Origin of the sequence: Halobacillus litoralis (assembly GCF_020524025.1) — a bacterium.
Lineage (GTDB): Bacteria > Bacillota > Bacilli > Bacillales > Halobacillaceae > Halobacillus > Halobacillus litoralis_D.
The window spans coordinates 959,446-982,723 of the sequence record NZ_JAIVKN010000001.1 but is presented as its reverse complement, the minus strand read 5'-3'; the positions used below and the strand labels follow the sequence as shown (position 1 = coordinate 982,723).

Here is a 23,278-nt window from a genome sequence, read left to right as displayed (position 1 = left end):
TAAAGCAGATCTTTCGGAGTAAAATGGGTGTAGATGACATAAGGCAAAGGAGACAGACCATGACTTTTGGAACAAAGACAAGTCTTACAAACTTTCAAAACTTATACTACTTTTTAAAAGAGGAAAACTTAGAGAAACCATCTGAGAAAGTTTTGGATCTCATTGGAAAATTGGCAAACGAAGAAATGGTAATCGGGGTGGCCGGTCACTTTTCAGCAGGGAAATCTACTTTAATTAATACGCTTTTAGGCAGTGATTTGTTACCCTCAAGTCCGATTCCCACTAGTGCAAACATCGTTCGTATTAAAAGCGGTGATTCTTATACAAAAGCATGGTTCAAAAATGGTCCCCCTGTTCAGTATGAAGAAGAAGTGAATATTGACACAATCCAATCTCTCTGTACAGATGGTGAAAAAATAACCGGCCTGGAAATCAGCCGGCCGGAAGGAGCACTTCCCCCGAATGTTTCGGTTGTTGACACGCCCGGGGTGGATTCTACGAATGATGCGGACCGTCTGATTACCGAGTCATCTTTACATATGATGGATTACATCTTTTATGTGATGGATTATAATCACGTTCAATCCGAAGTGAATTTATTATTTCTATTAGAAATGCAGAGAAGACAGACCCCTTTTTCTGTCGTAGTCAACCAAGTGGATAAGCATGTAAGCCAGGAGCTTACGTTTGAACAGTATCATACTAGTGTAAAAGCCGCTTTTCAGCAGTGGGGGATCAATCCTGATCATATTTATTATACATCCATGCGCGATTTTTCTATTGAATACAATGAGTTTTCTCAGTTGAAACAAGACTTTCAATCTCTTTTTACACGTTCTCAAGAAGAAATGAATAAACAGGCAGAAAAAGAAGCTTTGACAATTATTAATGAAACCGCAGGAGATTACTCAGATAGTCAGGAGGAGGAGCTGGAACCTTTAAGGGAACGGAAAGAAGAACTCAAACAGAAAATAAATAGCAGCGCTGTTGAAATAGAATGGCTTGAGAATAAAAAAAACCTGGATCAGGAAGCAAAAGAGGATTTCAAAGAAAGAATAGAATCATTCGTCAGCAATGCCTATTTAATGCCAAGTTCATTGAGGGAATATGCAGAAGCCTACTTACATTCTTTACAGCCTGACTTTAAGGTCGGTATTATATTTACTGCCAAAAAGACAGAAGAAGAAAGAAGGGTACGAAAGCAGGCTTTTTATAATCAATTAAACGAATCAATGAAAGAAAACTTAAAATGGCCTCTCCGGGACCGTATGGTTAAACTTATTGAGAAATACGGAATTACTGATGAGTCTTTCCTTCAGGAAGTTCATCAAATGAAGTTTACATATCCGGATGAACGACTGCATTCTTTAGTCGAATCCGGAGCATCTGTCACAGGGGCTTACGTGTTGAGATACACAAATGAAGTTGCGAAAGATATTCAAAAGGAAGTTCGAAGTTTCCTGGCTGACTGGCGTAAGAAGTTCCTGGAAATGGTTCAACAGAAGCAGGTAAACCTGGAGAAAGAGCACCAGCCTTCATTTCAAGCCATCCGTGAAATTGAGAGCATCAATGAGCGGATTTCTGAAATGAATGAAGCGATAAACCAGTACCGCAAACGCCTTTTCCAATCGTTTCATGATACCTTTTCGGTTGAGAGTGAAAGACTCTCCATTAACGAGTTAGACGAAAGGGAAAACGCCGTCATTCATAAAGATATTGGTGATGAATTATTAAGGGAAGAATCGAGGCAGGTTGAAAGCGGGGTCCCTGACAACGAGCAGCTTGTACCATCTAAAGCAACGTCTTTTTCATCTATCGGGCAGACGTTGACTAGAGCAGATGAAACCCTTGATGCTATTAAATCCGTTGAAGGTCTTGAGCATTTATATGAACAACTGCATAAGAAAAGAAACCGCCTGGATAACCGTGAGTATACTATTGCACTGTTCGGCGCATTCAGTGCCGGAAAATCATCATTTGCCAACGCTTTATTAGGAGACCGGGTATTGCCGGTGTCCCCAAATCCTACAACTGCGAGTATTAATAAAATCTCAAGGCCGTCCAGTGGAAAAAAGAACCAGACCGTTGAAGCGAAAGTAAAAACCGAAAAGCAGATGCTTGAGGATCTCATGCCCATCCTATCCAAGGTTGATATAACCGCACATTCTGTTCAAGAAGCGATTGATGGAATAGAGAAACTGGATAAAGAACAGTGGACCGAACTTAATCAAAAGAATTATGCTTTTTTGAAAGCCTTCCAGGAGGGCTGGGACTTCATGAAAGAACAGCTTGGTACAACCATCACTATTTCTTGGGATGAATTTTCTTTATACGTATCCGAAGAAAAAAAGTCGTGTTTTATTGAGTCTATGGAATTATTTTATGACTGCCCGTGGACCCAGGCCGGCATTACTCTTGTCGATACACCAGGAGCGGATTCTGTTAACGCGAGACATACGGACGTCAGCTTTGAATACATTAAGGATGCAGACGCCATTCTTTTCGTTACGTATTATAACCATCCCTTCTCCAGAGCTGATCAAACCTTCTTAACCCAGTTAGGCAGAGTGAAAGATAGTTTTGCTATGGATAAAATGTTCTTTTTAATTAATGCAAAAGATCTGGCTGCGTCAGAGGAAGAACTGATTCAGGTTGAGTCTTATATAGAAAACCAACTGCATGCTTTTCAAATCAGAAACCCTCGATTGTTTCCGGTATCAAGTCTCCAGGCGTTGGAAGAAAAACAGTCCGGAAATGACTTAGAATCAGGAATTCATGCTTTTGAGGATAGTTTTGAAACTTTCTTAAATGAAGAGTTGGCACAGATGCTTGTCCGCTCTGTAGAATCAGACATTCAGCAAATAAAAGATTCCTTGAAACATTTTATTGAGAGCAGCCGGTTATCTGAAGACGACCGTGTGAAGAAGAAACTGGAAACAGAGAAGGATAAGGAACGGGCGCTTCAAGTATTTAATGTCCCGCATGATACAGGGATTGAATCCACTCTTCAAGGGAAGGTGGAAAAGCAGATCCACTATGTCCACGAACGGATGATGTTAAATTTTAATGATCTCTTCAAGCGTCATTTTAACCCGGCAGTGATCAATGGCCGCAGCAATGATGTGAAAGAACAACTTAAAAGTGCGCAGGAACAGCTGAATGATGAAGTCTGTTATGAAATGCTTCAGGAAGTCAAAGCCGTTTGTGTACGATTGGAAAGATTCATTGGTGATTTAACTCAACAAACGCATCAAAGAATAGAGGACGAACTGGCGGGAATCCGTTCATCCATTCGTCTTGATTATTATGATGTGAAACACCTTCCACTTCCTGACCTGTCAGGTGAAATCAGATTGAGTGACAGGGAAAAAAGCCAGCATAGGAAATACTTTAGAAATACAAAAGCATTCTTCGAGAAGAATGAAAAAGAAGAAATGAAAAAAGCCATCTCCTCTTCTATTTCTGTCGTATTGAACCATGAGCTTGATGATTTATCTCAAACGGTTGTGAACCATTATCAGAAGCAGTGGGGTTCTGTGTATAAAGAGGCTGTAAACGAATGGGAGATTCAAGTAGAGCATCAACTGGACCGGATCATTTACCAGCTGAATCACCCTATTGACCCAACAGAACTTGAGCAGGTACTTTTTCGAATATCTTAAGTTCTAAAAGGTAATGTCTATTCATAAAATAAACTATCAGAAAAGCCCCCTGTGCTAAGGACTTCTTCCTCCTCCTTAGACTGGGGGCCTTTCTTGTCTTTTGAAAAGTATCTGGGTTAAAGAACGGTATTCTTTTAGAGAAAGACATTCCGCTCACTTTTCATGTGCTCCGTTGGTGAATTTTGAAATAAAGCCAGAGTCATGAGATTAAATTTAGGGACATACATTTAAAAAAAAGGGGGGAAGATACACATGTACTCATATGTCCAAAATGGAGCTTACAGGCAGACTTATGCATCAGAAACAGCTCAAGCATCTTTTCTGAGCAGTCCACTTGCTCCTCAGTTGAAAGGAACCATTCAGTTTTATCAGATGCCATACGGAGTGGAAGTGTATGTTCAGGTTGAAGGACTGCCGCCGTTTAAAAAATTGAAAAATGGCAGACAAATTGGACCGCATGGATTTCATATCCATGAAACCGGCGCCTGTGAAATAGGCAATGGGAGTGAACCGTTCACTTCAGCGGGGGGACATTGGAATCCAGATAATCAGCCACATGGTAACCATGCAGGAGACTTTCCTGTTTTGTTTTCGAATCAAGGAAGAGCGCGGATGATCTTCTTTACTGATCGTTTCAAAGTGAAAGATATCATTGGCAGGAGTGTCATCATCCATCAAGGTCCAGATGATTACCAAAGCCAGCCAAGCGGCGACTCTGGTAAGAGAATTGCCTGCGGGATTATAGAAAAATCATGAATCTTTGGAATAAAAACCCCTCGTTCTGTATATACTGATAATGCAGCGTTTTGAAGCGGCTGTACTTGACTTCACCGGTGAGTCATAGTATAGTTATAAAAACAATATATTTTACCAATATCAAGAAGTTTTAACTTCCAATCACCTATTATAAAGAGTGATCAATTATTATTGGTACTTTTTATAATATGTGATTTTTTCATTACTGCAAAACGCATATTAATTTAAGAAATATTGGAGGATCCATTCCTATGAAAACAGGTACAGTGAAGTGGTTTAACGCGGAAAAAGGTTTTGGTTTTATCGAAGTTGAAGGCGAAGATGATGTGTTTGTTCATTTCAGCGCTATCAACGAAGAAGGCTTCAAATCTCTAGAAGAAGGTCAAGCTGTAGAATTTGAAGTAACTGAAGGAAATCGCGGACCACAAGCTGCAAACGTAACCAAAATATAATCAAAAATAAAAAGAGACTGGCTTCTGAAGGTCAGTCTCTTTTATATCATTTAAAGTCTAAAGGGGGGCTACAACAATGGCATTCGGAAAAAAGAACCAAGCTGAAGTGAAAGAGGAAGATACTAAGATCTGGGTTTGTTCATCCGAAGATTGCAACTGTTGGATGAGAGACAACTTTAGAACAAATAACGATAAGAAATGTCCGATGTGCGGCAGTGATATGGAGGAAGAAAATAAAGTCCTTCAGGTTGTGGAAAACAACAGCTTATACTATAAATCACAATCATAAGATACAGAAAAAAAGCGATTGCTCCCGGGCAATCGCTTTTCTCATACCAAGGGAGGGGAAACCGTGGATACAAAAGTTGTTCAAATGCTGGAAACAAAAAAACATATACGAAAGCGTGCACTGGAAGTAATTCTAGACCGTTTCGACGGGGAACTCATGGGGTTATCCTATAAAGATAGGAAACGTAAGTATGGAAAGATGAAAAACGATCCATACAGTTTTTTTAGAGGCAGTGCATACCTCTTTTTTCACGATGTAACTGAGCTTCCCTTCAGCTACCACACACCCAAAGACCGTCCCACATGGATTATGGGAGATTTACATTTTGATAATTTTAGTGTGTTTCAAAATGAAAAAAGAGATATTGTCTTTGATGTAGATGACTTTGATGAAGGATATCTGGGGTCTTATCTGTATGACGTGATGCGTATGGCCGTAAGTATTCGTCTGACGATGGAAAACCTGGGTTATTCAGAAGATGAGCAGGATAAACTGGTAGATAAGTACTTGAAATCCTACACCAAACAGATGAAGTCTTTTCAAGATAGAGAAGTTGACCCTCAAACGATGCATGTCACAAAAGACGAAAGTAAAAGTGCTGTTAAAAAGGCGATCAAAAAAGTGGAGCAAAGAAAGCATTCACATGAATTGGAAAAACAGACGGTCGTCAATAGTAACTCCATCCGCTCATTTGATATAGGAAAAGACAAGCTTTCCTCTGTACCGAAACAAGAGTATGAGAAGCTGAAAAAGGCATGGGAATCCTATTACGACTCCTTGGATGTCTCCACAAGACAACCGCGCTCCTTTTACCGGATTAAGGATGTAGTGAAAAAAGTCGGATCAGGAATAGGATCAACAGGGTTGAATAGGTATTATATTCTTATTGAAGGTAGTGAGGAAGACCATAAGGATGATATTATCTTAGAAGCGAAGGAAGCGCGGACGCCTATCCCTGCTTATTTCTTTCCTTATGATGAACAATTCTGGCTGGAGCACCGTCATCAAGGCAGAAGGGTTATGCACACACAACAGGCCATGCACCATTTATCAGATCCATATCTTGGTTATTTTTCTATAGACAATCATGACTATTATGTGAGGGAGCGTTCCCCTTTTTCTAAAGACCTTAAAGAAAAACACCTTATGGATTACAAATCCATGAAACAAACCATCAAAACAATGGCTCAGATAAGTGCTAAGATTCACGCCAGGGCAGATGCAGATATTGATGAGGGGATTCTTCCTTATCATAGCGAAGATGCAATTATAGAAGCGATTGGTTCAAACCAAAAAGGTTTCCGCCGCCAATTAAGCTTGTGGTCCAGTCATTATAAACAAAAAGTCATACAGGATTATGAACTCTTTATTGAGTGGGGTAATGAAAATGGTTATTTCTAATTCACAACAACGACTGTTATCTAAAGCATAGGAATGATATAATTTTCATGTTATACAAACGTAAGTAATGGAGGATTAAAGATATGTTAACTGTTAATAATGTAGGTCTTCGTTTTGGTGACCAGAAATTATTCGAAGACGTCAATATAAAATTCACACCGGGAAACTGCTATGGTCTAATCGGAGCCAACGGAGCAGGTAAGTCAACATTCCTAAAAATTCTAAGTGGTGAAATCGAACCGCAAACGGGAGATGTCAGCCTTAAAAATGATCAGCGTCTGGCTGTTCTTAAACAAAACCATTTTGAATATGACGAATATCAAGTATTAGAAACAGTCATTATGGGTCATACTCGTCTTTATGAAGTAATGAAAGAGAAAGACGCCATCTATATGAAAGGCGACTTCACAGAAGAAGATGGTATGCGTGCGGCAGAACTAGAAGGTGAATTTGCTGAGATGAACGGATGGGAAGCGGATTCGGATGCTGCTCGCTTATTGAAAGGTTTAGGTATTGGAGAAGCCCTTCATGATAAGCAGATGAGTGAACTTGCAGGATCTGAAAAAGTAAAAGTTCTTCTTGCTCAAGCACTATTCGGTAATCCTGATGTCCTTCTTCTTGATGAGCCTACCAACCACTTGGATATTAAAGCCATTCAGTGGCTGGAAGACTTCTTAATCGACTTTGAGAATACGGTAATCGTGGTTTCTCACGACCGTCACTTCTTAAACAATGTGTGTACTCACATCGCAGACCTCGACTTTGGTAAAATTCAAATTTATGTAGGTAACTACGACTTCTGGTATGAGTCCAGTCAGCTGGCGATGAAGATGGCTCAAGAACAAAATAAGAAAAAAGAAGAGAAGATCAATGACCTGAAAGAGTTTATTGCCAGGTTTAGTGCCAACGCTTCGAAATCTAAACAGGCAACGTCACGTAAAAAGCTCCTTGATAAGATAACTCTGGATGATATTCAGCCTTCATCTCGTAAGTATCCGTATATTGCCTTTAACGCGGACCGTGAAATCGGAAATGATCTATTAACCGTTGAAAATCTGTCCAAGACGATCGACGGCGTTAAAGTGCTGGATCGAGTGAGCTTTACGTTAAATAAAGACGATAAAGTAGCTTTAGTCGGAGCACATGAAACTGCGAAGACAACGTTGTTCCAAATTCTAATGGGAGAAATTGAGCCAGATGAAGGAACATTTAAATGGGGGATTACCACATCTCAAAGCTACTTCCCTAAAGACAACTCCGAGTTCTTCGATTCAAATTTGAACCTTGTTGAGTGGCTTCGTCAGTATTCACCAGAAGATGAAACAGAAACGTTCCTTCGCGGTTTCCTCGGACGCATGCTGTTTTCTGGTGAAGAAGCATTGAAGAAAGCAAATGTACTTTCAGGTGGAGAAAAAGTACGCTGTATGCTGTCCAAAATGATGCTTTCCGGCGCAAACGTTCTTCTATTGGATGAGCCTACCAACCACTTGGATCTGGAGTCCATTACTTCCTTGAACAAAGGATTGATTAACTTCAAAGGGTCTGTCATCTTCGCATCACATGACCATGAGTTTATTCAAACGATTGCCAACCGGATTATTGAAATTACACCAAATGGTATCATTGATAAAGAAATGAGCTATGATGAATTTTTAAACGATCCGGAAGTTCAAAAACAAGTAGCTGCTAAATACGCATAATGTTAAAAACCTGTCACCCATGTGACAGGTTTTTTATTTTATTGAGGAAATTCTGCAATAATAGATAGGATTCTATTAAAAGGAAAAACAGGTATAAGGGCATTCGTTTCTGTTAATTTTGTTGAAATATGTCGTATTAGTGGTTAAAACCGGTTTTTATGGTACTGATACATACAATAGTCTAGTGCTGTAATCCCTGTGAAATATAGCTGTTATGTTTGAAACCAAACTGTTGCTTGTTTGTTCTTAAAATTTACCAGTATTCTGTTATTCTAGTAATTGTAAGTCGATCACAACAAAAAAAGATCGAATACGAACACTCAAGGGGAGGCAGAATTTCATGAAAAAAACTGTATTTTCTGTTGCAGCGACCGTAGCTTTAACTGGAGCATTTGCCACATCCGTAAGTGCCCACGAAAGTGAACAATATACTATTAATAAAGGAGATACTCTTTGGAGCATCTCACAACAATATAACGTTTCTGTAGATACTTTAAAATCTATCAACAATCTAAACTCTAATCTTATCTATCCAAACCAAACACTATCTATTTCAAGCAATCATTCAAATTCATCTAATTCTTCAGCTAATCAATCTTCAAATGCATCCACTTATACCGTTAAATCTGGAGATACGTTGTTTGCTATCAGTCAAAAATTCAATATTTCTGTTGATCAGTTGATGGCGTGGAATAACTTATCTTCTACCCTCATTTATCCAGGCGATCAATTTAAAGTAGACGGACAAGCTGTAAAAGCTAAAGCACCGGCTCCAAGCACAAGTACTACCAGCAGTTCAAGCCAGTCTCAGTCCAGCGCTAGTGAGGCGAGCTCTAATACGTCTTCAGCGGAGCACGCAAGTACTAAACAAGGTACAAGCAACGATGTAATTAAAGAGTTTACAGCGGAAGCTACTGCTTATACAGCTTATTGCACGGGCTGCAGCGGAGTAACGGCAACAGGTATTGACTTGAAAGCAAATCCTAATCAAAAAGTGATCGCTGTCGATCCTAATGTCATTCCTCTAGGCTCAAAAGTTTATGTTGAAGGTTATGGTGTAGCCATTGCCGGGGACACAGGCGGCGCAATCAATGGAAACCGTATTGATGTATTTATGGCTGACCGTAATGACGCTTTAGACTTCGGTAGAAAATCTGTCAAAGTTCAAGTTCTGGCTCAATAATAACATTGAATTATTAAAAGTCCTTCCTATCTACAGGAAGGACTTTTTTTCTGTGAACGGAAGGGTTTTGACTTTGAACTAAAAAAACTTATTGATAGACTAAATACAAACGAAGGCAGAGAGGGGTTCTTTTTAATGAAAGCAATCGTCCATGAAGGTAACACAGGTGTCGAAGGATTGAGCATAAGAGAGATGAATAAACCAGAGGTGCAGGGAAACAATATCCGGGTTAAAATACATACGGCCGGAATGAACCGAAGAGATTTAGCTGTTATTACAAAGAGGCATCAACCTGAAGATCCAGCGCTTATTCCGGGTTCAGATGCATCTGGTGTAATAGAAGCGGTGGGAGATAAGGTAACAAGGTTTCATGTGGGGGATGAAGTTGTTGTGAACCCTGGTTTAGGATGGGAGAAGAACAGTGAAGCGCCACCTGAAGGGTTTGAAATCGTAGGTCTGCCTGACCACGGAACATTTGCTGAGTATTACGTGTGTACGGAAGACCATGTAGAGAAAAAACCGGAGCACTTATCATATGAAGAAGCAGGCGTTCTTCCTTTAGCAGCGTTAACTGCTTACCGTGCTCTGTTTACCAGAGGAAAGCTTGAAGCGGGTCAAACGGTGATGCTGCCTGGAATCGGCAGTGGTGTTCTTACCTACATTCTGAAATTCGCTAAAGCGGCCGGAGCACGTGTCATTGTTACTTCCAGATCGAAAGAAAAACAAATAGAGGCTCTTAAGCTTGGTGCAGATGTAGCTATATCAACGAACGATGACTGGACAACTGCACTTTCATCAGAAAGCGTAGATCTATTAATTGAAAGTATTGGTCAAGCCACTTTTAATAAGTCAATAGCCACTGTAAAAAAAGGAGGAACCATTGTTACCTTCGGGTCCACAACAGAGGATGAAGTAACTATTAACATTCGGCAGTTCTTTTATGGACAGTATAATTTACTAGGATCGACCATGGGAAGTGCAGAAGAATTTAGAGAAATGCTTTCTTTTGTGAGAAGACATAAAATCCATCCTAAAATCGATCGCTTGTTTACGATTGATGAATACAAACAAGCGTTCGAATATATTGAAGAAACCAAGAACTTTGGGAAGATAGGTTTTGTACTTTAATAGTTCTTACTTAAAACTTAGTAGCAACTCCGAAAACAAAGAAATAAAAAATCAATAAACCGAACGAATGTGCGTATGGTTGGACAAATCTACCATCTTTTATAGTAGAATAATAGAAAGAGCTACTTTAAAAGAAGGGAAGGATCAACTTGTCACACAAAAATAATCCGAAACGTTTTGCATTGAATATGAGTGCGGCTCAATTTACGAAGTTTTATATTATGCATCTGCTGCAGATTCATCAGCCAATGATCAGCGAACATTTCAAAACAGAGTTTAAAAAACTGACAACAAACTGGATTCCTGCACCTTCGACCTTGCTGGACACCCTGCACGAAATGACAGAGCAAGGATTATTATACCGAAAAGAAGATTATAAATCACATGATAAAAAAAGACAAAAAGTATATTGGTATTCCCTCACAGATCAAGGAAAAGAAGAGTTTGATGTATTAAAGAAGCGGTACAAACTTTTATTTGAAGAGCAAATGCAGATACTAAAGAAAATTATGGACGATGTTTACCGTTAATGGCGGGGAAGGATGTTTGAATTGAAGCTCAGTGTATTAGATCAAAGCCCGATTTCAAAAGGAAACACAGCAGAAGAATCCTTACAACAGACAATTGAGTTAGCGCAGTATACAGAAAAGCTGGGTTATTATCGCTATTGGGTAGCTGAGCATCATAGCACGAATGGTTTAGCAGGTTCTTCACCTGAAATACTTATTGGACAGATTGCAGGAGCTACAAATCATATAAGAGTTGGTTCTGGTGGAGTCCTTCTTCCTCAATATAGTCCTTTAAAGGTAGCGGAAAACTTTAGAATGCTTGAGGCTTTCTATCCAGGAAGAATCGACCTTGGTTTAGGACGCTCGCCCGGAGGAGGACCAAAAACAAGACTTGCTCTAACAGATGGCCTTGAGAAACCATTGAGTTCTTTCTCAAGGCAGGTAAAAGAACTTCAACAGTTTTTATATGGTGAAATTCCAAAAGGAAGTGCATATTTTGGTGTTACAGCCAGGCCGGATACTTCCTGCCAGCCTGAAACTTGGATTCTGGGGTTAACAGCTCGAGGGGCAAGGCATGCAGCTGTAAACGGGACCGGGTTTACCTATGGATATTTTATAAATCCTGATCATGCAGAAGATACCTTACAAACATATCGGGATAAATTCAAGCCTTCCACCCGCTTAAATACCCCTAAAGTCAATGTGTGTATCTTTGTGGTCTGCGCAGAAACAAAGGAGGAAGCAGAGAAATTGGCCTTAAGTCAGGATCTGTGGCTTATACAGGTTGAGAAAGGATTAGATACAAGGATACCTTCCATTGAAGAAGCAGAAAATTATCCTTACACAGAAAAAGAACTAAAAAAAGTACATCATAATCGCAGGCGGTGTCTAATTGGTACACCGGAGCATATAGAACAGAAGTTGAAAAGTCTTTCTAAGTTATATCAGACGGATGAATTTATGATTATTACCAACATCTTCGATTTCGAGGCCAAAAAGAACTCTTATAAGCTTATTTCCAGCCGATTTAACTGATTTTATATAGAAACCTAAAGGAACTCCTCCTTTTACCCATACCATTTCTCAACAACCCTCATATATAAAAAGAGAAGGGGGGAATTGGAATGAGTAAAGGTTATGGTGGAGGCTTTGCGCTAATCGTAGTATTGTTTATTCTCCTAATTATTGTAGGAGCTTCTTGGTTGTATTAAGCTTCAAAAGCGTGGCTGATGCCACGCTTTTTTCATGTACATAGATATCATCCATTTTAAAAGGAATTGAAATGAGCTATAATAAGTAACATTACGTGTCAAAAAAGGATGAAAAGTATTGAATAATGAGAACCTATTGGGAACTGTTCAATCAGCAACCCTAAAAAAGAAAGTAACGAATGGATTTATTTTAAATGTAAATGATAAAGAATTTTTCATTCCGGAAGAGGAAATATCTGAAAACATGGAGTTAAATCAAAATGTACAATGTTTCCTATATACAAATAAAAAGGGTGACAACCAAGCAACCCTAGAGATTCCAGAAGCTACACGGGAGTCATATGGCTGGGCGGAAGTCGTTGAGGTCATCCCAAATATGGGTGTCTTTGTGGACATCGGCCTGCCTGATAAAGATATTCTTGTATCATCAGACCATCTTCCACTCTTCAAGTCTGTCTGGCCAAAAGAAGGGGACAACCTCTTCCTAAGCCTGGAACTTGATAAAAAAGGAAGACTTTTAGCTGAACCAATCAGTGAACAGGAAGTATTGGACGACTTAGAAGAAGCTCCAAAAAGTCTTTTAAACCAAGAGGTAACCGCACGTGTCTATCGTTCCACTAAAGCTGGATCCGCTGTATTAACCGGTGAAGGATATAGAGGATTTATTCATCCAACGGAGAGAAAAGAAGAACCAAGATTAGGAGAAACCATCACCGCACGGGTGATTGATGTGAAAGAAGATGGCACCATTAATCTTTCTTTACGTCCGTTAAAACAAGAGGGGATAACGGAGGATGCAGAAGCCATCTATGACTATCTGCTTGAAAATGATGGTGTCATGTACCTTCATGATAAGAGTTCTCCAGAAGAAATAAGGGATACATTTAAAATTAGTAAAGCTGCTTTTAAACGTGCGCTAGGTCAATTAATGAAACAAGATAAAATTGAACAAAAAGACGGGAAAACCACTATTAAGCATAACTAATCTGACTTCAAACTTAGTAGCAACTCCGAATAAAAATAAAAAAAACAAGCCATTAAGTCGTTAAATGACCTCTGGCTTGTTTTTCTACCTTCTGTACTCTTTTTGTTCGCCGCTCTGAAATACGACTCGCAGATTAAACTCCTTAAATGTCTCATCAAGACCGAATACGTTAAATACATCATGAATCACTTCGTTCTCTGTTGAGCTTTCATCAAAACTCAATTCTCTGAGCAGGGGAGTCAGCTGATTCATTGCTTTCTCTCCAGATATGCTTTCTTCTCCAATCTCGTGGATAACAGCTTTTGTTTGTTCCTTATTGTAAACATAATCTACTTTATAAGAGAGCGTATCTGCATAATCGACTTCCAACTCAAATGTAGTAAAATTAAATGCTTTAGACGTTTTTTTAGCAGTATCATAAGTAACATTTTCAAAATTGGCAGGTTGAGGCTGATTTATTGCTTCATCCTGAGCTTTCCCTCCGCAGGCAGATAAGACAATTAGAAATAAGATGACTAAACTTCCATAAAAGTATTTAAACACTTCCTATCCCTCCAATGGCATTCTCTTCCTATCATGACCTTAATGGAAAGATTTCATAACACATTTAGGTCATTTCAAGGATGCACAAGAATTCCTTTAACTATCAAAGGCATGTTAAAATAAGGATAGTAAAGCTTTCTCTCAGGAGGGGAGCGATGTGAAAAAAATGATTGGGTGGACACTTATTTTACTGCTTTTTATTGGCGGAATTGGTATCTTTTCCTATAACAAGAGTTCTGGAGAGTCATCAGAAAAGGATGAAAAAGATCAAACGAAAAAAGTTATTCAAATGTATAAAGGAAAACAAGTCGAGTATACCAAAATCGAGCTGAAAGAAGAACTTAGTGATATTCAATATGAAGTTACTCAAAAAGATGGTACGGAAAAAGCTTTTAATAATCCGTATTATGACAATAAAGAAGAAGGAATATATGTGGATATCGTATCGGGGGAGCCTTTATTTAGTTCCCGAGATAAATATGATTCCGGAACGGGATGGCCTAGTTTCACGAAGCCTCTCGTAGATGAGAATATTGTAACAAAAGATGATCCAGGAATTTTCGGCACGCGTACAGAGGTCCGCAGTAAAGGCGCGGACAGTCACCTCGGTCACGTATTTAATGACGGTCCTGAACCAACAGGTCTGCGGTACTGCATGAATAGTGCAGCTATGGAATTTATCCCGAAGGATCAAATGGAAGAAAAGGGATATGGAGATTTTTTAGACACATTCAAAAAATAGAATGAAGAGACGGGCGCATCGCCTGTCTCTTTTTATTTTGTGGATTTCAGTACTGTTCTATAGTGATTCTTTCATATAGAATAGAAGAAGGGGGTAAGTAAAGAAGATAACCTTGACAGAATTTAAGGGAACCTTAGCTTTACCCTTAATAAAATACTTAGATAATGTAGGTGATACGCATGGAACAAACAAAATCAAATTTAGCAAACATAATAAGAGAGCGTCGCTCCGTGAAAAATGGCTATTCAGAAAAGCCAGTACCAACTGAATTAGTTAAAGAACTTTTGGATGATGCCCGCTGGGCTCCAACACACGGTTTGCGCGAACCTTGGAGATTTATTTATATACCTTCAGAAGAAAAGGAATCCTTTGTTGAATCACTCGTTCAAACATTCCCTCTTGAAATGCGGGAGAACAGGCGGGAGTATTTCAGTAAACCGGCAGCTTTTCTTATTCCAGTCATGACAGTGGATCCAAGACAAAAGCAATGGGAAGAAAATTTTGGTGCAATCAGCTGTTTACTGCAGAACTTTCAGCTGCTTGCCTGGGAAAGGCAGCTCGGCGTTGTTTGGAAAACAGACGCTCAGATTCATGAGCCAAAAGTCCGTGACTTATTGGGTGTCGAAGCCGGTGAAAAAATTGTAGGCTTTATCCATTTAGGCTTTTTTGATCAGCAGCCAAAACCTAAAAAAAGAACGCCCATTCAAGAAAAGTTTTCTATATACAAAAAACAATAACAAAAAAGCACACCTGCAATACGGTGTGCTTTTTTTAAGATGACCCAGATATCTCATCAAATTGAACTTCAGAAAGCTGATCGGTTTTCGGATTCACAAGCACATAGACTAACACCTGTTTTTTCTGTTCCTCATCACTTTCTAAAGTCAATTTGAAATTGTACTGAGTTCTTTCCTCTGAAATAACCACTTTGCCATTATAATCGTAATTGATTAATTTCCACTCCGGGTATTCTTTCGCTGTTTCTTCTACTGCAGTCTTTCCCCATTTAGCGTATTCCGGCTGGGCGAATACATGGTTGAAAGATAACGATAGAAAAACAAGTACCAACAAAAAAACGACCCCTTTAAATGGTTTTGCTTTCATGTGATCCCTCCTTTCCTATTGTTATCCTTCAACCGTTGGAAAAAAATATTCTAAAGACGTGATAGGAAGTTTAAACCTAAAACTGTATTTGAATACCTGATTAAGCAGGCGATTTCTTCAGGAGCTTGAAATCATAAGAGAGAGGGCATTCTTCATACAATCGGGTTGATTAAAAAAAGCCCCATAAAAATGAGGCCTTTTTTTAATCTATATACTTTGAATCATAAGCGATTAAAACAACATTTAATTGCTCTTCCAATTCTGTAATTCGTTTCAATTGATCTTTTGGAAGCTCTGCATAATCAAAAGGCATCTCAATAAACTCCTTTCCTTTTATCATCGGCAGATGCATTTTCTTTATCCACCTGTTGTTTATTGTTAGACGAATGAAGCTAATCATTTTATGATGGGTATAACCAAGAATAAAAAGGAGTATCATATGAACTTTGTAGCTCTTGATTTTGAAACAGCAAACGCCTCCCGGTCATCCGTTTGTTCTATCGGGTTAGTGGAATATGAAAATGGTGACCTGAAGAGGGAATATTACAGACTTGTTAAACCAAAAAAGAATTTCTTTGCCCCCATCAATGTGAGGGTTCATGGCATAACCAAAGACGATGTAGCAGATGCCCATACGTTTGATGTTTTATGGGAAAATGAAATTAAGCCAATCATAGAAGGCAAGCTTGTCATTGCTCATAATGCACAATTTGATATGGGTGTTTTAAGGGCTGTTCTTGATGAGTATAACTTATCTTATCCAATGCTCGCTTATAACTGCACAGTAAACATTTCCAAAAAGACTTGGCAGCTTCCCAAGTACAACTTAAATATTGTTTCCAAGCATCTTGGTTTTACGTTTAATCACCACCATGCTCTGGAAGATGCGAAAGCATGCGCTCATATCTTTTTATGTGCAAAGGACGAACTAGGGGCCTCTAACAGTAAAGAACTTATTGAAAAGACCGGCACTACCAATGGGATGATGTACGAAGGGGGCTATGAAGCAGCTCGGATAAATAAAAGGAAAAAAGCGCGTAAACCTGTGCCTCAAGCCTATGTAGCAGCTACAACAGAGTTTGATCAGACACATCCATATTACAATGCATCTATCGTCTTTACAGGCAGGCTTGATGATATGAAAAGAGATGAAGCTGTCCAGAAGGTCGTGGACGCCGGGGCTAAATGGCAGCCGGAAGTTGAATCGACAACTAATTTTATTGTGGTAGGCAAGCGAACCTACGAGCAGTACAAAGCCGGCAAAAAAACAACTAAATTAGAGAGGGCTGAAACCTTGCTAAGCCAGGGCTACCCTATAGAAATTCTGCCAGAAAACGAATTTTTACAACATTTGAAACGCTCATCAAACTAATCGATGAGCGTTTCTTTACCATTTTCGCTTTAAGTATTTACGATCCTTAATTCTTACTGGATGTACAGCTTTAGCTGAAAGAGGTAAGTGTCCAAGGTTTATATTGGATCCAAAATAATAAGCCTGCCAGACCAGTTTTGTACAATATTGCTCATAGTCCGATGTCCCTAAGGGGGTCCAGACTCTGTAAAGAGCCTTAGGATACGTGGCGAACAAATCCTCCATATATAATGCGGCTATAGAGCCGGACTGAGTACTTTTCGGCCGATACAGGGTGATACCCCTGAACTTCTTAAAATAGGTTGAAATGGAATCTCTGGCTAAACCAGAAGGGATTGAATGGACAACTTCATTTGTATCCATAACAAATCCAACATGGCCGACATATTTAGATTCGCTTTTTCCAATAGGGGAAAACAGTAAGTCCCCAGCCATAATTGCACAATCGGTGCCAGGATATAAATCATTCGAAGTCTTTATTGTAGGTGCTTTTACTTTTTTTGGACGCAGAAATAGAAAGGCAATAAGAGAGAGCACTGCTAAAAAAATGTTTTTCACAACCACCGTTCCTTTACAATTCTTTTCTATATCGTAGAAGAAAAGAGGTCAAAACTCAACTAATTTTACTGAAGAGGGAAGGAGTATGGTAAACTACGCTCCTTACATCATTTTAGGTCTTATATATCGAACAATACGGCAGTAATTGTTGTATTTTAACCATTGGATTTATTTAAATCCATGAAAATCCATATAAGTGCTGAAAATACGGACCCCAGAACAAATGTTCGTATAATTTAAAACGTTCAATTAAAAAACGATTAAGTACAAAGTAAACCAGCAATATTAAAAGATTTTATCCAGTTAGACCATAATCAGTCCGTAATACAAGTAATAAAATAATGATATAGAGGCAGCGTATAAATAACCTTGTAATTATCATGTGAATTCATGATCATCATGGAAATGAAAAGCAGCATAAAGTGAAGAGTTAAGAAGAAGATACGACTGACAATTTAACGTAAGAATATATTAGAAAGAAAAGGTAGAGTAAGGTTTATCATATTGCCTTTCTTGTGTTTTTTATCTTAGTTTACATAATATATATTATACTGAGTAATCATAAAATGATAAGTTGTATCTCAAAAACTAAGTATACTTATGATATTGAGACGGAATAAAAATTCACAGGTTTCTATTACGGTTATTTATTACATTTAAACACTTTGACATTCATGTGAATCTGCTGCAAAAAATCCCTTGAAATGTCTCTTGTTTTGTACATATAAATCGTTATTTACGAGCTGCTGTTCTGGACAGTTATCTCTTCATTACTCATATTGAGAACGAATATATTCCAAATCATCCATCACCAGACGAATTTCTTCTTGACTTAAGCGAATTAACATTTGATCATTCAATGTTAAAATCTGACCATCACGATCACTCTCAGCTTTACTTAAGTAATTGTAGATTGAGTTTACCTGGCTTTCATTTAATGTCGATGTTGTAGAAAAATGTTTCACTTGATGAAGAATAAAATCTTCACCTTGATCTTCAAACTCACCTGAGATAATTTTGCCTTTCCATTCCATAAGATCCCACCTCTTCCTTTGTTACCATTAGTGTGGCATGAACGAAGAACTTTATGAGACCATTGTAAAACAAATGTGTTTCCTTTAAGATAAGTTAAGCATTGATACTAGTATGATAGCTGCTTCGTTTCTGAATTCATGTTGATCCTGTTATTGATTGTTTTTTTCTTTAGTTTTCGGAGTTGCTACTAAGTTCAAAGTGAGAATATTCAGAAAAAGTGTAAAAAGTGCCCGATTCGCCCATTAAGAACGTATGTTCTCTTATTTCTTTCTTATTTATCTGAGTTGCTACTAAGTTTTTATATAAAGTTCTACAAAATAAAAGCCACAGAGATTTTACTCTGTGGCTTTTATTTTAGTTTTTTTTGATGATCCGGCGCGACTTTCTTCATAGACCTTTAAGGTTTGATAATAATAATCAAGGATCTGCTCAGATGGTTTCTGCCAGCTGTGCTTTTCTGCTTCTATCCTTGCGTTTTTACATAAAGTTTCGTAAAGGTCTCCGTCTTCAAGTCGTTTGATCGCCTCAATCATGCTGGCTGTATTCTCATTTTCAAACAACAAGCCCGTTTTCCCGTCTTCTACCTGCTCCATCGTTGGACCGCTTTTGGCAGCAATAACGGGCAGACCTGAAGCCATGGACTCTAATATAACAAGTCCTAACGTCTCTGTAACTGATGGGAAAATCAAAGCATCGGAAGAGGAAAAAGCCTGTGCAAGTTCATCACCATGTAATAGTCCAGTAAATACCGTATTGGTACCTTCAAAAGTACGGACCAGTTCATCTTTTACCGGCCCATCTCCCACAATAGCTAACGAAATATCCTCTCTTTGTTCCAACAATGGTCTGATTTTATGGATTTCCTTTTCAGGAGCCAGTCGTCCAACAAATACGAGCAGCTTATTCTCTGGTTTTCCACCAGATAACCTTTCACGCATCTCTTCATTTTTATGACGAGGATGGTAATGATCAACGGCTACCCCTCTGTCCCACACACTTACATTATGAAAGTTCTTGGCATCCAGTTCTTTTTTTATCGCTCTGGATGTACACAAGTTTACATGGGCATAATTGTGCAGTTTGCGGAAATACCACCAAACCAGCGGCTTGAATGGATACAATCGATAGTAGTCCAAATATTTCGGCACATGCGTATGGTAAGATGCTATGAGCGGGTAATTCAGCTTGTCAGCGTAATATACTCCTGACACACCCACTAAAGCTGGATTGACCACATGAACGAGGTCAGGGTCGTGCTTGATCAGCAGGTCCCTTACTTTACGCTGTGGCATACTGAACTCACGAGAACGGTAGAAAGGCATTTTTGTGGTTTTAACCCCTTCAACAATCGCCCCTTCGTATTCCGTCACACCAAGATCTGGAGCAATGACGACAACTTCGTGCTCTTGACTTCTAAGGTATTTAATTGATTCCTTTAGTCGTGTAACTACTCCATCTGTAGATGGTAGGAAAGTTTCTGTGATTATGGCGATTTTCAAAGCGGAAAACTCCTTACTTCCAAGTGATTGACGGCAATACGTTCTCTTGAATAATTCGATCTTTATTTTCAACAGCTGTGCGGAGAATGTCTCGAATGACATCGTCTGTAAGCAGATGAGGTTCTAAACCAAGATCGCGAAGCTTCGTGTTCACAGCATTATAATAATGATCTTCGTTTTCAATTCGAGGATTTTCAATCTTCTTCACTTCTGTTGTTAAGCCTTCTTCTTGAGCGATTTTATGAACCCGCTCAGCCAGCTCCTGAACAGAGAACCATTCTGTAAACTGGTTGAAGACTCTGAATTCTCCTTGATCTGCAGGATTTTCTGCTGCAATTTCCACACAGCGGACGGTATCTTCAATATTTAAAAATGCACGTGTCTGTCCACCAGATCCGTATACAGTTATATCATGTCCAATAGCAGCTTGATTGATAAAACGGTTTAGAGCCGTTCCAAAAACCCCATCATAATCGACACGGTTTACAAGCATTGGATCCATACGTGTTTCCTCGGTATGTAGACCGTATACAATCCCCTGGTTTAAGTCAGTGGCACGAATACCCCAGATCTTACATGCAAACATGATATTGTGACTGTCATGCACTTTAGACAGGTGATAGAAAGAACCTGGCTGTTTTGGATATGGAAGGGTGTCTTTACGTCCTTTATGTTCAATTTCAATGTATCCTTCTTCAATATCAATGTTAGGGGTACCGTATTCGCCCATTGTACCAAGTTTTATCAAATGGCATTCCGGTGCAAATTCCTTAATGGCATAAAGCACATTTAAGTTCCCCATTACGTTATTTGTTTGAGTATAAACCGCGTGCTCCCGATCAATCATTGAATATGGAGCCGAACGTTGTTCTGCAAAGTGGACAAAGGCTTCCGGCTGAACCTGGCGGAACACTTCACTTAAAAAGTCATAGTGATTCAAATCGCCAATGAACGTTTTTATTTCTTTTCCAGATACCTCTTTCCACTTAGCTACACGGTCTTCAAGTGAAGCAATCGGTGTTACGGAGTTTGAACGCAGTTCATCATCATACTTTCTGCGTACTAAATTATCAACAATGGTTACATCATGACCTTGCTTGGATAGGTATAGTGCAGTCGGCCAACCGCAAAAACCATCTCCCCCTGCTACAATAATTCTCATAATCTACCTCCTAGTTACGTCTTGCATACCCGTTTCCCTTTATAGAGCAACACGTTTAACTATCAGCTGGATACAAATGCAAATGAGCTTCTTTATGTATACGCACTCATAGTCATGGTCTCTACGTTTTTGACTTTACCATTAATTCAATTTTGAAACAATTATTTCTTTGTTAAACTCCATTTATTATGTAAGGAAATCGACAGCATTCTCGCTTTTTTGAGACCTGACTCCTTTATTCCCCAATACTATTGACTGTTAAACGTGAAATTTTAAAAATCACCTGTAGAGTTTTGGTCTCTACAGGTGATTTTGTTATTCGGAAGTTTTGTTTGTTTCTGTCTGGTTCAGCTTTTCCTGGTCTTCTTCCTTAGCAGCAGCCACTTCTTTATTAGAATCTGTTGCTGCTCCTGTGAAGTTATGAACCGCTCCACGTGAGACATAACTTTCAAGCATCGCCTTTAAATCCATCCCTGTTGTTTCCTTAAGAGATTCCTGGATGCCTAACATGGTAGACGTCACACTATTAGCTACTTTAGCTGAACCACCTTGTGAGGCTGATCCACCCATATCAATGACTTTCATGTCTTTAATTTGACTAATCGGAGCAGAAACTTTCTCTGCATAGTCCGGCAAGACATTAATGAGCATTTCCATGATCGCTGCTTCTCCGTATTGTTCCATAGCTTTAGCCATACGTTCCTTAGATTCCGCTTCAGCAATTCCTCGTTGTCGGATGACTTCTGCCTCTGATTCCCCTTTAATTCTCTCATTATCCGCTTCTGCCTGTGCACGCTTGGTCACTTCATAAGCTTCAGCATCTGCAATGGAGCGTCTCCGTTTGTTTTCCTCTTCTTCCAGTTCTACTGCCCTTTGCTTCTCGATGTACTGCACCTTCAATTCTTCTTCTTTGATCTGCTGTGCTAGTTTCTGCCTTTCAAGCTCTCCGGCCTGATCTGCATTCGCTCTTGCACGGTTGGTTTCTGTCTGGAACTCCGCTTCTTTAATATCCTTTTCTTTTGTAGAAGCTGCAACCGCTGTTAAACGGCGGTTTTCTTCATCCTGGGCTTCCTGATCATTTTTTGCCTGGTAGATTCTTGTCTCTTTCGTGGCATCTGATTCCGCCATGTTTGCTTTTTTCTGAACCTCAGCGATATGGGGACGGCCAAGCGCGTCTATGTATCCATTTTCAACATCCACGTCTTCTACATCATTAAGTGCAAAAGAGGTAATTTCAAACCCCATTCCTTTTAGGTCCGATTCAGCAATTTTCTTCACTTGTGTATTAACTTCCTTAAAGTCGTTATAAATTTTTTCAATAGGCAGTGAAGCAATGATGGATCGTAAATGTCCATTTAATACGTCTTTCAACTCAGATTCCCGCTCTTTTTGTTTTTTGCCGAGAAACTTCTCAGCAAAGTTTGCCATAATCTCCAGTTCACTTCCGATGCTGATGACAGCTGTACTCGCAACACGTACAGGAATCCCTTCTTTGGTATAAGCTTTTTCAGAGTTTACCTGCAATTGAAAAGAAGTCAAATCAATCGGGGTTGCTGTTTGGAACATCCGTAACCGGTAACCCCCGCCCCGAATGATTTTCACAGAACGCCCATTGTCATCCTCAAACACATTTTTTTCCTGTTCAGGGTCCCCAAGTTTTGGTCCTGTCACAATTAAGGCTTCATTTGAACTTGCTGTCTTGTAGCGCAGACGAAAAATAATAAAGGTTGCGATACCAGCAATAAGAGCGACGACTCCGATCACTCCTAAAATTAAGAAGAATAAAGCTCCTTCAAACATACCATCCACTCCTTTTTCATTTCCCTGATCTAAATAATCAGCGTTTTATTACATACCGAATAACACCCTGTAGAAGTTTCAAGTAATTTTCAATCTTCTTCTAATAATTTCTATGTGAAAAATGTACAAACGTTCATTGAACCCTTGCTATAAGTTATAATAAATATAAGACTTTTCAGAAAAAGGA

Annotated in this window: 23 protein-coding genes; 15 read left to right on the top strand and 8 right to left on the bottom strand. The window is 39.1% G+C overall.

The window, feature by feature from the left end; translation table 11 throughout:
• The first annotated feature begins 59 nt into the window (after window positions 1–59).
• The 12 genes from LC036_RS05165 to LC036_RS05110 all read left to right on the top strand — a co-directional run bounded on the left by LC036_RS05165 (window position 60) and on the right by LC036_RS05110 (window position 13,276).
• Window positions 60–3,662: a dynamin family protein gene (locus LC036_RS05165; RefSeq protein WP_226579133.1), complete on the top strand. Its 3,603-nt coding sequence runs from the start codon at window positions 60–62 to the stop codon at window positions 3,660–3,662.
• A 252-nt stretch (window positions 3,663–3,914) separates the two neighbouring features.
• Complete coding sequence (locus LC036_RS05160) at window positions 3,915–4,418, top strand: superoxide dismutase family protein (RefSeq protein WP_226579130.1); 504 nt, start codon at window positions 3,915–3,917, stop codon at window positions 4,416–4,418.
• 251 nt (window positions 4,419–4,669) lie between these two features.
• Window positions 4,670–4,870 (top strand): cold-shock protein, encoded by a 201-nt coding sequence (locus LC036_RS05155; RefSeq protein ID WP_008640023.1) that lies wholly within the window; start codon window positions 4,670–4,672, stop codon window positions 4,868–4,870.
• Window positions 4,871–4,946: 76 nt separating this feature from the next.
• On the top strand, window positions 4,947–5,159 hold the full coding sequence (locus LC036_RS05150) for a cold-shock protein (RefSeq protein WP_226579127.1): 213 nt from the start codon (window positions 4,947–4,949) through the stop codon (window positions 5,157–5,159).
• A gap of 63 nt (window positions 5,160–5,222) precedes the next feature.
• Window positions 5,223–6,560: a DUF2252 domain-containing protein gene (locus LC036_RS05145; RefSeq protein ID WP_226579124.1), complete on the top strand. Its 1,338-nt coding sequence runs from the start codon at window positions 5,223–5,225 to the stop codon at window positions 6,558–6,560.
• Window positions 6,561–6,643: 83 nt separating this feature from the next.
• The gene (locus tag LC036_RS05140) at window positions 6,644–8,260 is read left to right on the top strand and encodes an ABC-F family ATP-binding cassette domain-containing protein (protein ID WP_226579121.1); all 1,617 of its coding nucleotides are present in this window, start codon (window positions 6,644–6,646) and stop codon (window positions 8,258–8,260) included.
• Window positions 8,261–8,600: 340 nt separating this feature from the next.
• Window positions 8,601–9,443 (top strand): LysM peptidoglycan-binding and 3D domain-containing protein, encoded by an 843-nt coding sequence (locus LC036_RS05135; RefSeq protein WP_226579118.1) that lies wholly within the window; start codon window positions 8,601–8,603, stop codon window positions 9,441–9,443.
• Between the two features lie 135 nt (window positions 9,444–9,578).
• Entirely contained in the window at window positions 9,579–10,571 is a 993-nt protein-coding gene (locus LC036_RS05130) for a zinc-binding dehydrogenase (RefSeq protein WP_226579115.1), read from the top strand.
• A gap of 149 nt (window positions 10,572–10,720) precedes the next feature.
• Window positions 10,721–11,101 (top strand): PadR family transcriptional regulator, encoded by a 381-nt coding sequence (locus LC036_RS05125; protein WP_226579112.1) that lies wholly within the window; start codon window positions 10,721–10,723, stop codon window positions 11,099–11,101.
• A 12-nt stretch (window positions 11,102–11,113) separates the two neighbouring features.
• Window positions 11,114–12,115 carry an LLM class flavin-dependent oxidoreductase gene (locus LC036_RS05120; RefSeq protein ID WP_226579108.1) on the top strand — a complete coding sequence of 334 codons (1,002 nt, stop codon included), beginning with the start codon at window positions 11,114–11,116 and terminating at the stop codon, window positions 12,113–12,115.
• Window positions 12,116–12,204: 89 nt separating this feature from the next.
• A complete protein-coding gene (locus LC036_RS05115) occupies window positions 12,205–12,291 on the top strand; it encodes a YjcZ family sporulation protein (RefSeq protein WP_036820520.1) in 87 nt (28 codons plus the stop codon).
• 136 nt (window positions 12,292–12,427) lie between these two features.
• The gene (locus LC036_RS05110) at window positions 12,428–13,276 is read left to right on the top strand and encodes a S1 RNA-binding domain-containing protein (protein WP_226579105.1); all 849 of its coding nucleotides are present in this window, start codon (window positions 12,428–12,430) and stop codon (window positions 13,274–13,276) included.
• An 84-nt stretch (window positions 13,277–13,360) separates the two neighbouring features.
• Here the strand turns inward: LC036_RS05110 and LC036_RS18545 are convergent, their stop codons facing one another.
• Window positions 13,361–13,819: a YusW family protein gene (locus LC036_RS18545; protein ID WP_226579102.1), complete on the bottom strand. Its 459-nt coding sequence runs from the start codon at window positions 13,817–13,819 to the stop codon at window positions 13,361–13,363.
• Between the two features lie 166 nt (window positions 13,820–13,985).
• On the opposite strand from LC036_RS18545, the gene msrB reads away from it, so the two are divergent.
• The gene (gene msrB / locus LC036_RS05100; RefSeq protein WP_319004439.1) at window positions 13,986–14,561 is read left to right on the top strand and encodes a peptide-methionine (R)-S-oxide reductase MsrB; all 576 of its coding nucleotides are present in this window, start codon (window positions 13,986–13,988) and stop codon (window positions 14,559–14,561) included.
• A 179-nt stretch (window positions 14,562–14,740) separates the two neighbouring features.
• Window positions 14,741–15,298 (top strand): nitroreductase, encoded by a 558-nt coding sequence (locus tag LC036_RS05095; RefSeq protein WP_226579099.1) that lies wholly within the window; start codon window positions 14,741–14,743, stop codon window positions 15,296–15,298.
• Between the two features lie 34 nt (window positions 15,299–15,332).
• Here LC036_RS05095 and LC036_RS05090 read toward each other — a convergent pair whose 3' ends face one another.
• Window positions 15,333–15,665: a DUF3889 domain-containing protein gene (locus LC036_RS05090; RefSeq protein WP_226579096.1), complete on the bottom strand. Its 333-nt coding sequence runs from the start codon at window positions 15,663–15,665 to the stop codon at window positions 15,333–15,335.
• Between the two features lie 202 nt (window positions 15,666–15,867).
• Window positions 15,868–16,017 carry a hypothetical protein gene (locus LC036_RS05085; RefSeq protein WP_226579093.1) on the bottom strand — a complete coding sequence of 50 codons (150 nt, stop codon included), beginning with the start codon at window positions 16,015–16,017 and terminating at the stop codon, window positions 15,868–15,870.
• An 87-nt stretch (window positions 16,018–16,104) separates the two neighbouring features.
• Here LC036_RS05085 and LC036_RS05080 point away from each other — a divergent pair, with 87 nt between their 5' ends.
• Entirely contained in the window at window positions 16,105–17,037 is a 933-nt protein-coding gene (locus tag LC036_RS05080) for an exonuclease domain-containing protein (RefSeq protein WP_226579090.1), read from the top strand.
• Between the two features lie 15 nt (window positions 17,038–17,052).
• On the opposite strand, the gene LC036_RS05075 is transcribed toward LC036_RS05080, so the two are convergent.
• From LC036_RS05075 to LC036_RS05055, 5 genes are all read right to left on the bottom strand, one after another.
• Complete coding sequence (locus LC036_RS05075; protein ID WP_226579087.1) at window positions 17,053–17,595, bottom strand: hypothetical protein; 543 nt, start codon at window positions 17,593–17,595, stop codon at window positions 17,053–17,055.
• 770 nt (window positions 17,596–18,365) lie between these two features.
• A complete protein-coding gene (locus LC036_RS05070) occupies window positions 18,366–18,629 on the bottom strand; it encodes a hypothetical protein (protein ID WP_226579084.1) in 264 nt (87 codons plus the stop codon).
• A 336-nt stretch (window positions 18,630–18,965) separates the two neighbouring features.
• Complete coding sequence (locus tag LC036_RS05065) at window positions 18,966–20,129, bottom strand: glycosyltransferase family 4 protein (protein ID WP_226579082.1); 1,164 nt, start codon at window positions 20,127–20,129, stop codon at window positions 18,966–18,968.
• Window positions 20,130–20,142: 13 nt separating this feature from the next.
• Complete coding sequence (locus tag LC036_RS05060) at window positions 20,143–21,291, bottom strand: NAD-dependent epimerase/dehydratase family protein (RefSeq protein ID WP_226579080.1); 1,149 nt, start codon at window positions 21,289–21,291, stop codon at window positions 20,143–20,145.
• A gap of 315 nt (window positions 21,292–21,606) precedes the next feature.
• Window positions 21,607–23,091 (bottom strand): flotillin family protein, encoded by a 1,485-nt coding sequence (locus LC036_RS05055; RefSeq protein ID WP_226579078.1) that lies wholly within the window; start codon window positions 23,089–23,091, stop codon window positions 21,607–21,609.
• Window positions 23,092–23,278 lie beyond the last annotated feature (187 nt).

Coding starts and splice junctions, on each gene's coding strand:
- LC036_RS05060 (WP_226579080.1), bottom strand. CDS start 21,291: ATGAGAATTATTGTAGCAGGGGGAGATGGTTTTTGCGGTTGGCCGACT.
- LC036_RS05085 (WP_226579093.1), bottom strand. CDS start 16,017: ATGCATCTGCCGATGATAAAAGGAAAGGAGTTTATTGAGATGCCTTTT.
- LC036_RS05155 (WP_008640023.1), top strand. CDS start 4,670: ATGAAAACAGGTACAGTGAAGTGGTTTAACGCGGAAAAAGGTTTTGGT.
- LC036_RS05095 (WP_226579099.1), top strand. CDS start 14,741: ATGGAACAAACAAAATCAAATTTAGCAAACATAATAAGAGAGCGTCGC.
- LC036_RS05165 (WP_226579133.1), top strand. CDS start 60: ATGACTTTTGGAACAAAGACAAGTCTTACAAACTTTCAAAACTTATAC.
- LC036_RS05120 (WP_226579108.1), top strand. CDS start 11,114: ATGTTTGAATTGAAGCTCAGTGTATTAGATCAAAGCCCGATTTCAAAA.
- LC036_RS05090 (WP_226579096.1), bottom strand. CDS start 15,665: ATGAAAGCAAAACCATTTAAAGGGGTCGTTTTTTTGTTGGTACTTGTT.
- LC036_RS05055 (WP_226579078.1), bottom strand. CDS start 23,091: ATGTTTGAAGGAGCTTTATTCTTCTTAATTTTAGGAGTGATCGGAGTC.
- LC036_RS05135 (WP_226579118.1), top strand. CDS start 8,601: ATGAAAAAAACTGTATTTTCTGTTGCAGCGACCGTAGCTTTAACTGGA.
- LC036_RS05160 (WP_226579130.1), top strand. CDS start 3,915: ATGTACTCATATGTCCAAAATGGAGCTTACAGGCAGACTTATGCATCA.
- LC036_RS05130 (WP_226579115.1), top strand. CDS start 9,579: ATGAAAGCAATCGTCCATGAAGGTAACACAGGTGTCGAAGGATTGAGC.
- LC036_RS05140 (WP_226579121.1), top strand. CDS start 6,644: ATGTTAACTGTTAATAATGTAGGTCTTCGTTTTGGTGACCAGAAATTA.
- LC036_RS05150 (WP_226579127.1), top strand. CDS start 4,947: ATGGCATTCGGAAAAAAGAACCAAGCTGAAGTGAAAGAGGAAGATACT.
- LC036_RS05070 (WP_226579084.1), bottom strand. CDS start 18,629: ATGGAATGGAAAGGCAAAATTATCTCAGGTGAGTTTGAAGATCAAGGT.
- LC036_RS05115 (WP_036820520.1), top strand. CDS start 12,205: ATGAGTAAAGGTTATGGTGGAGGCTTTGCGCTAATCGTAGTATTGTTT.
- msrB (WP_319004439.1), top strand. CDS start 13,986: ATGATTGGGTGGACACTTATTTTACTGCTTTTTATTGGCGGAATTGGT.
- LC036_RS05080 (WP_226579090.1), top strand. CDS start 16,105: ATGAACTTTGTAGCTCTTGATTTTGAAACAGCAAACGCCTCCCGGTCA.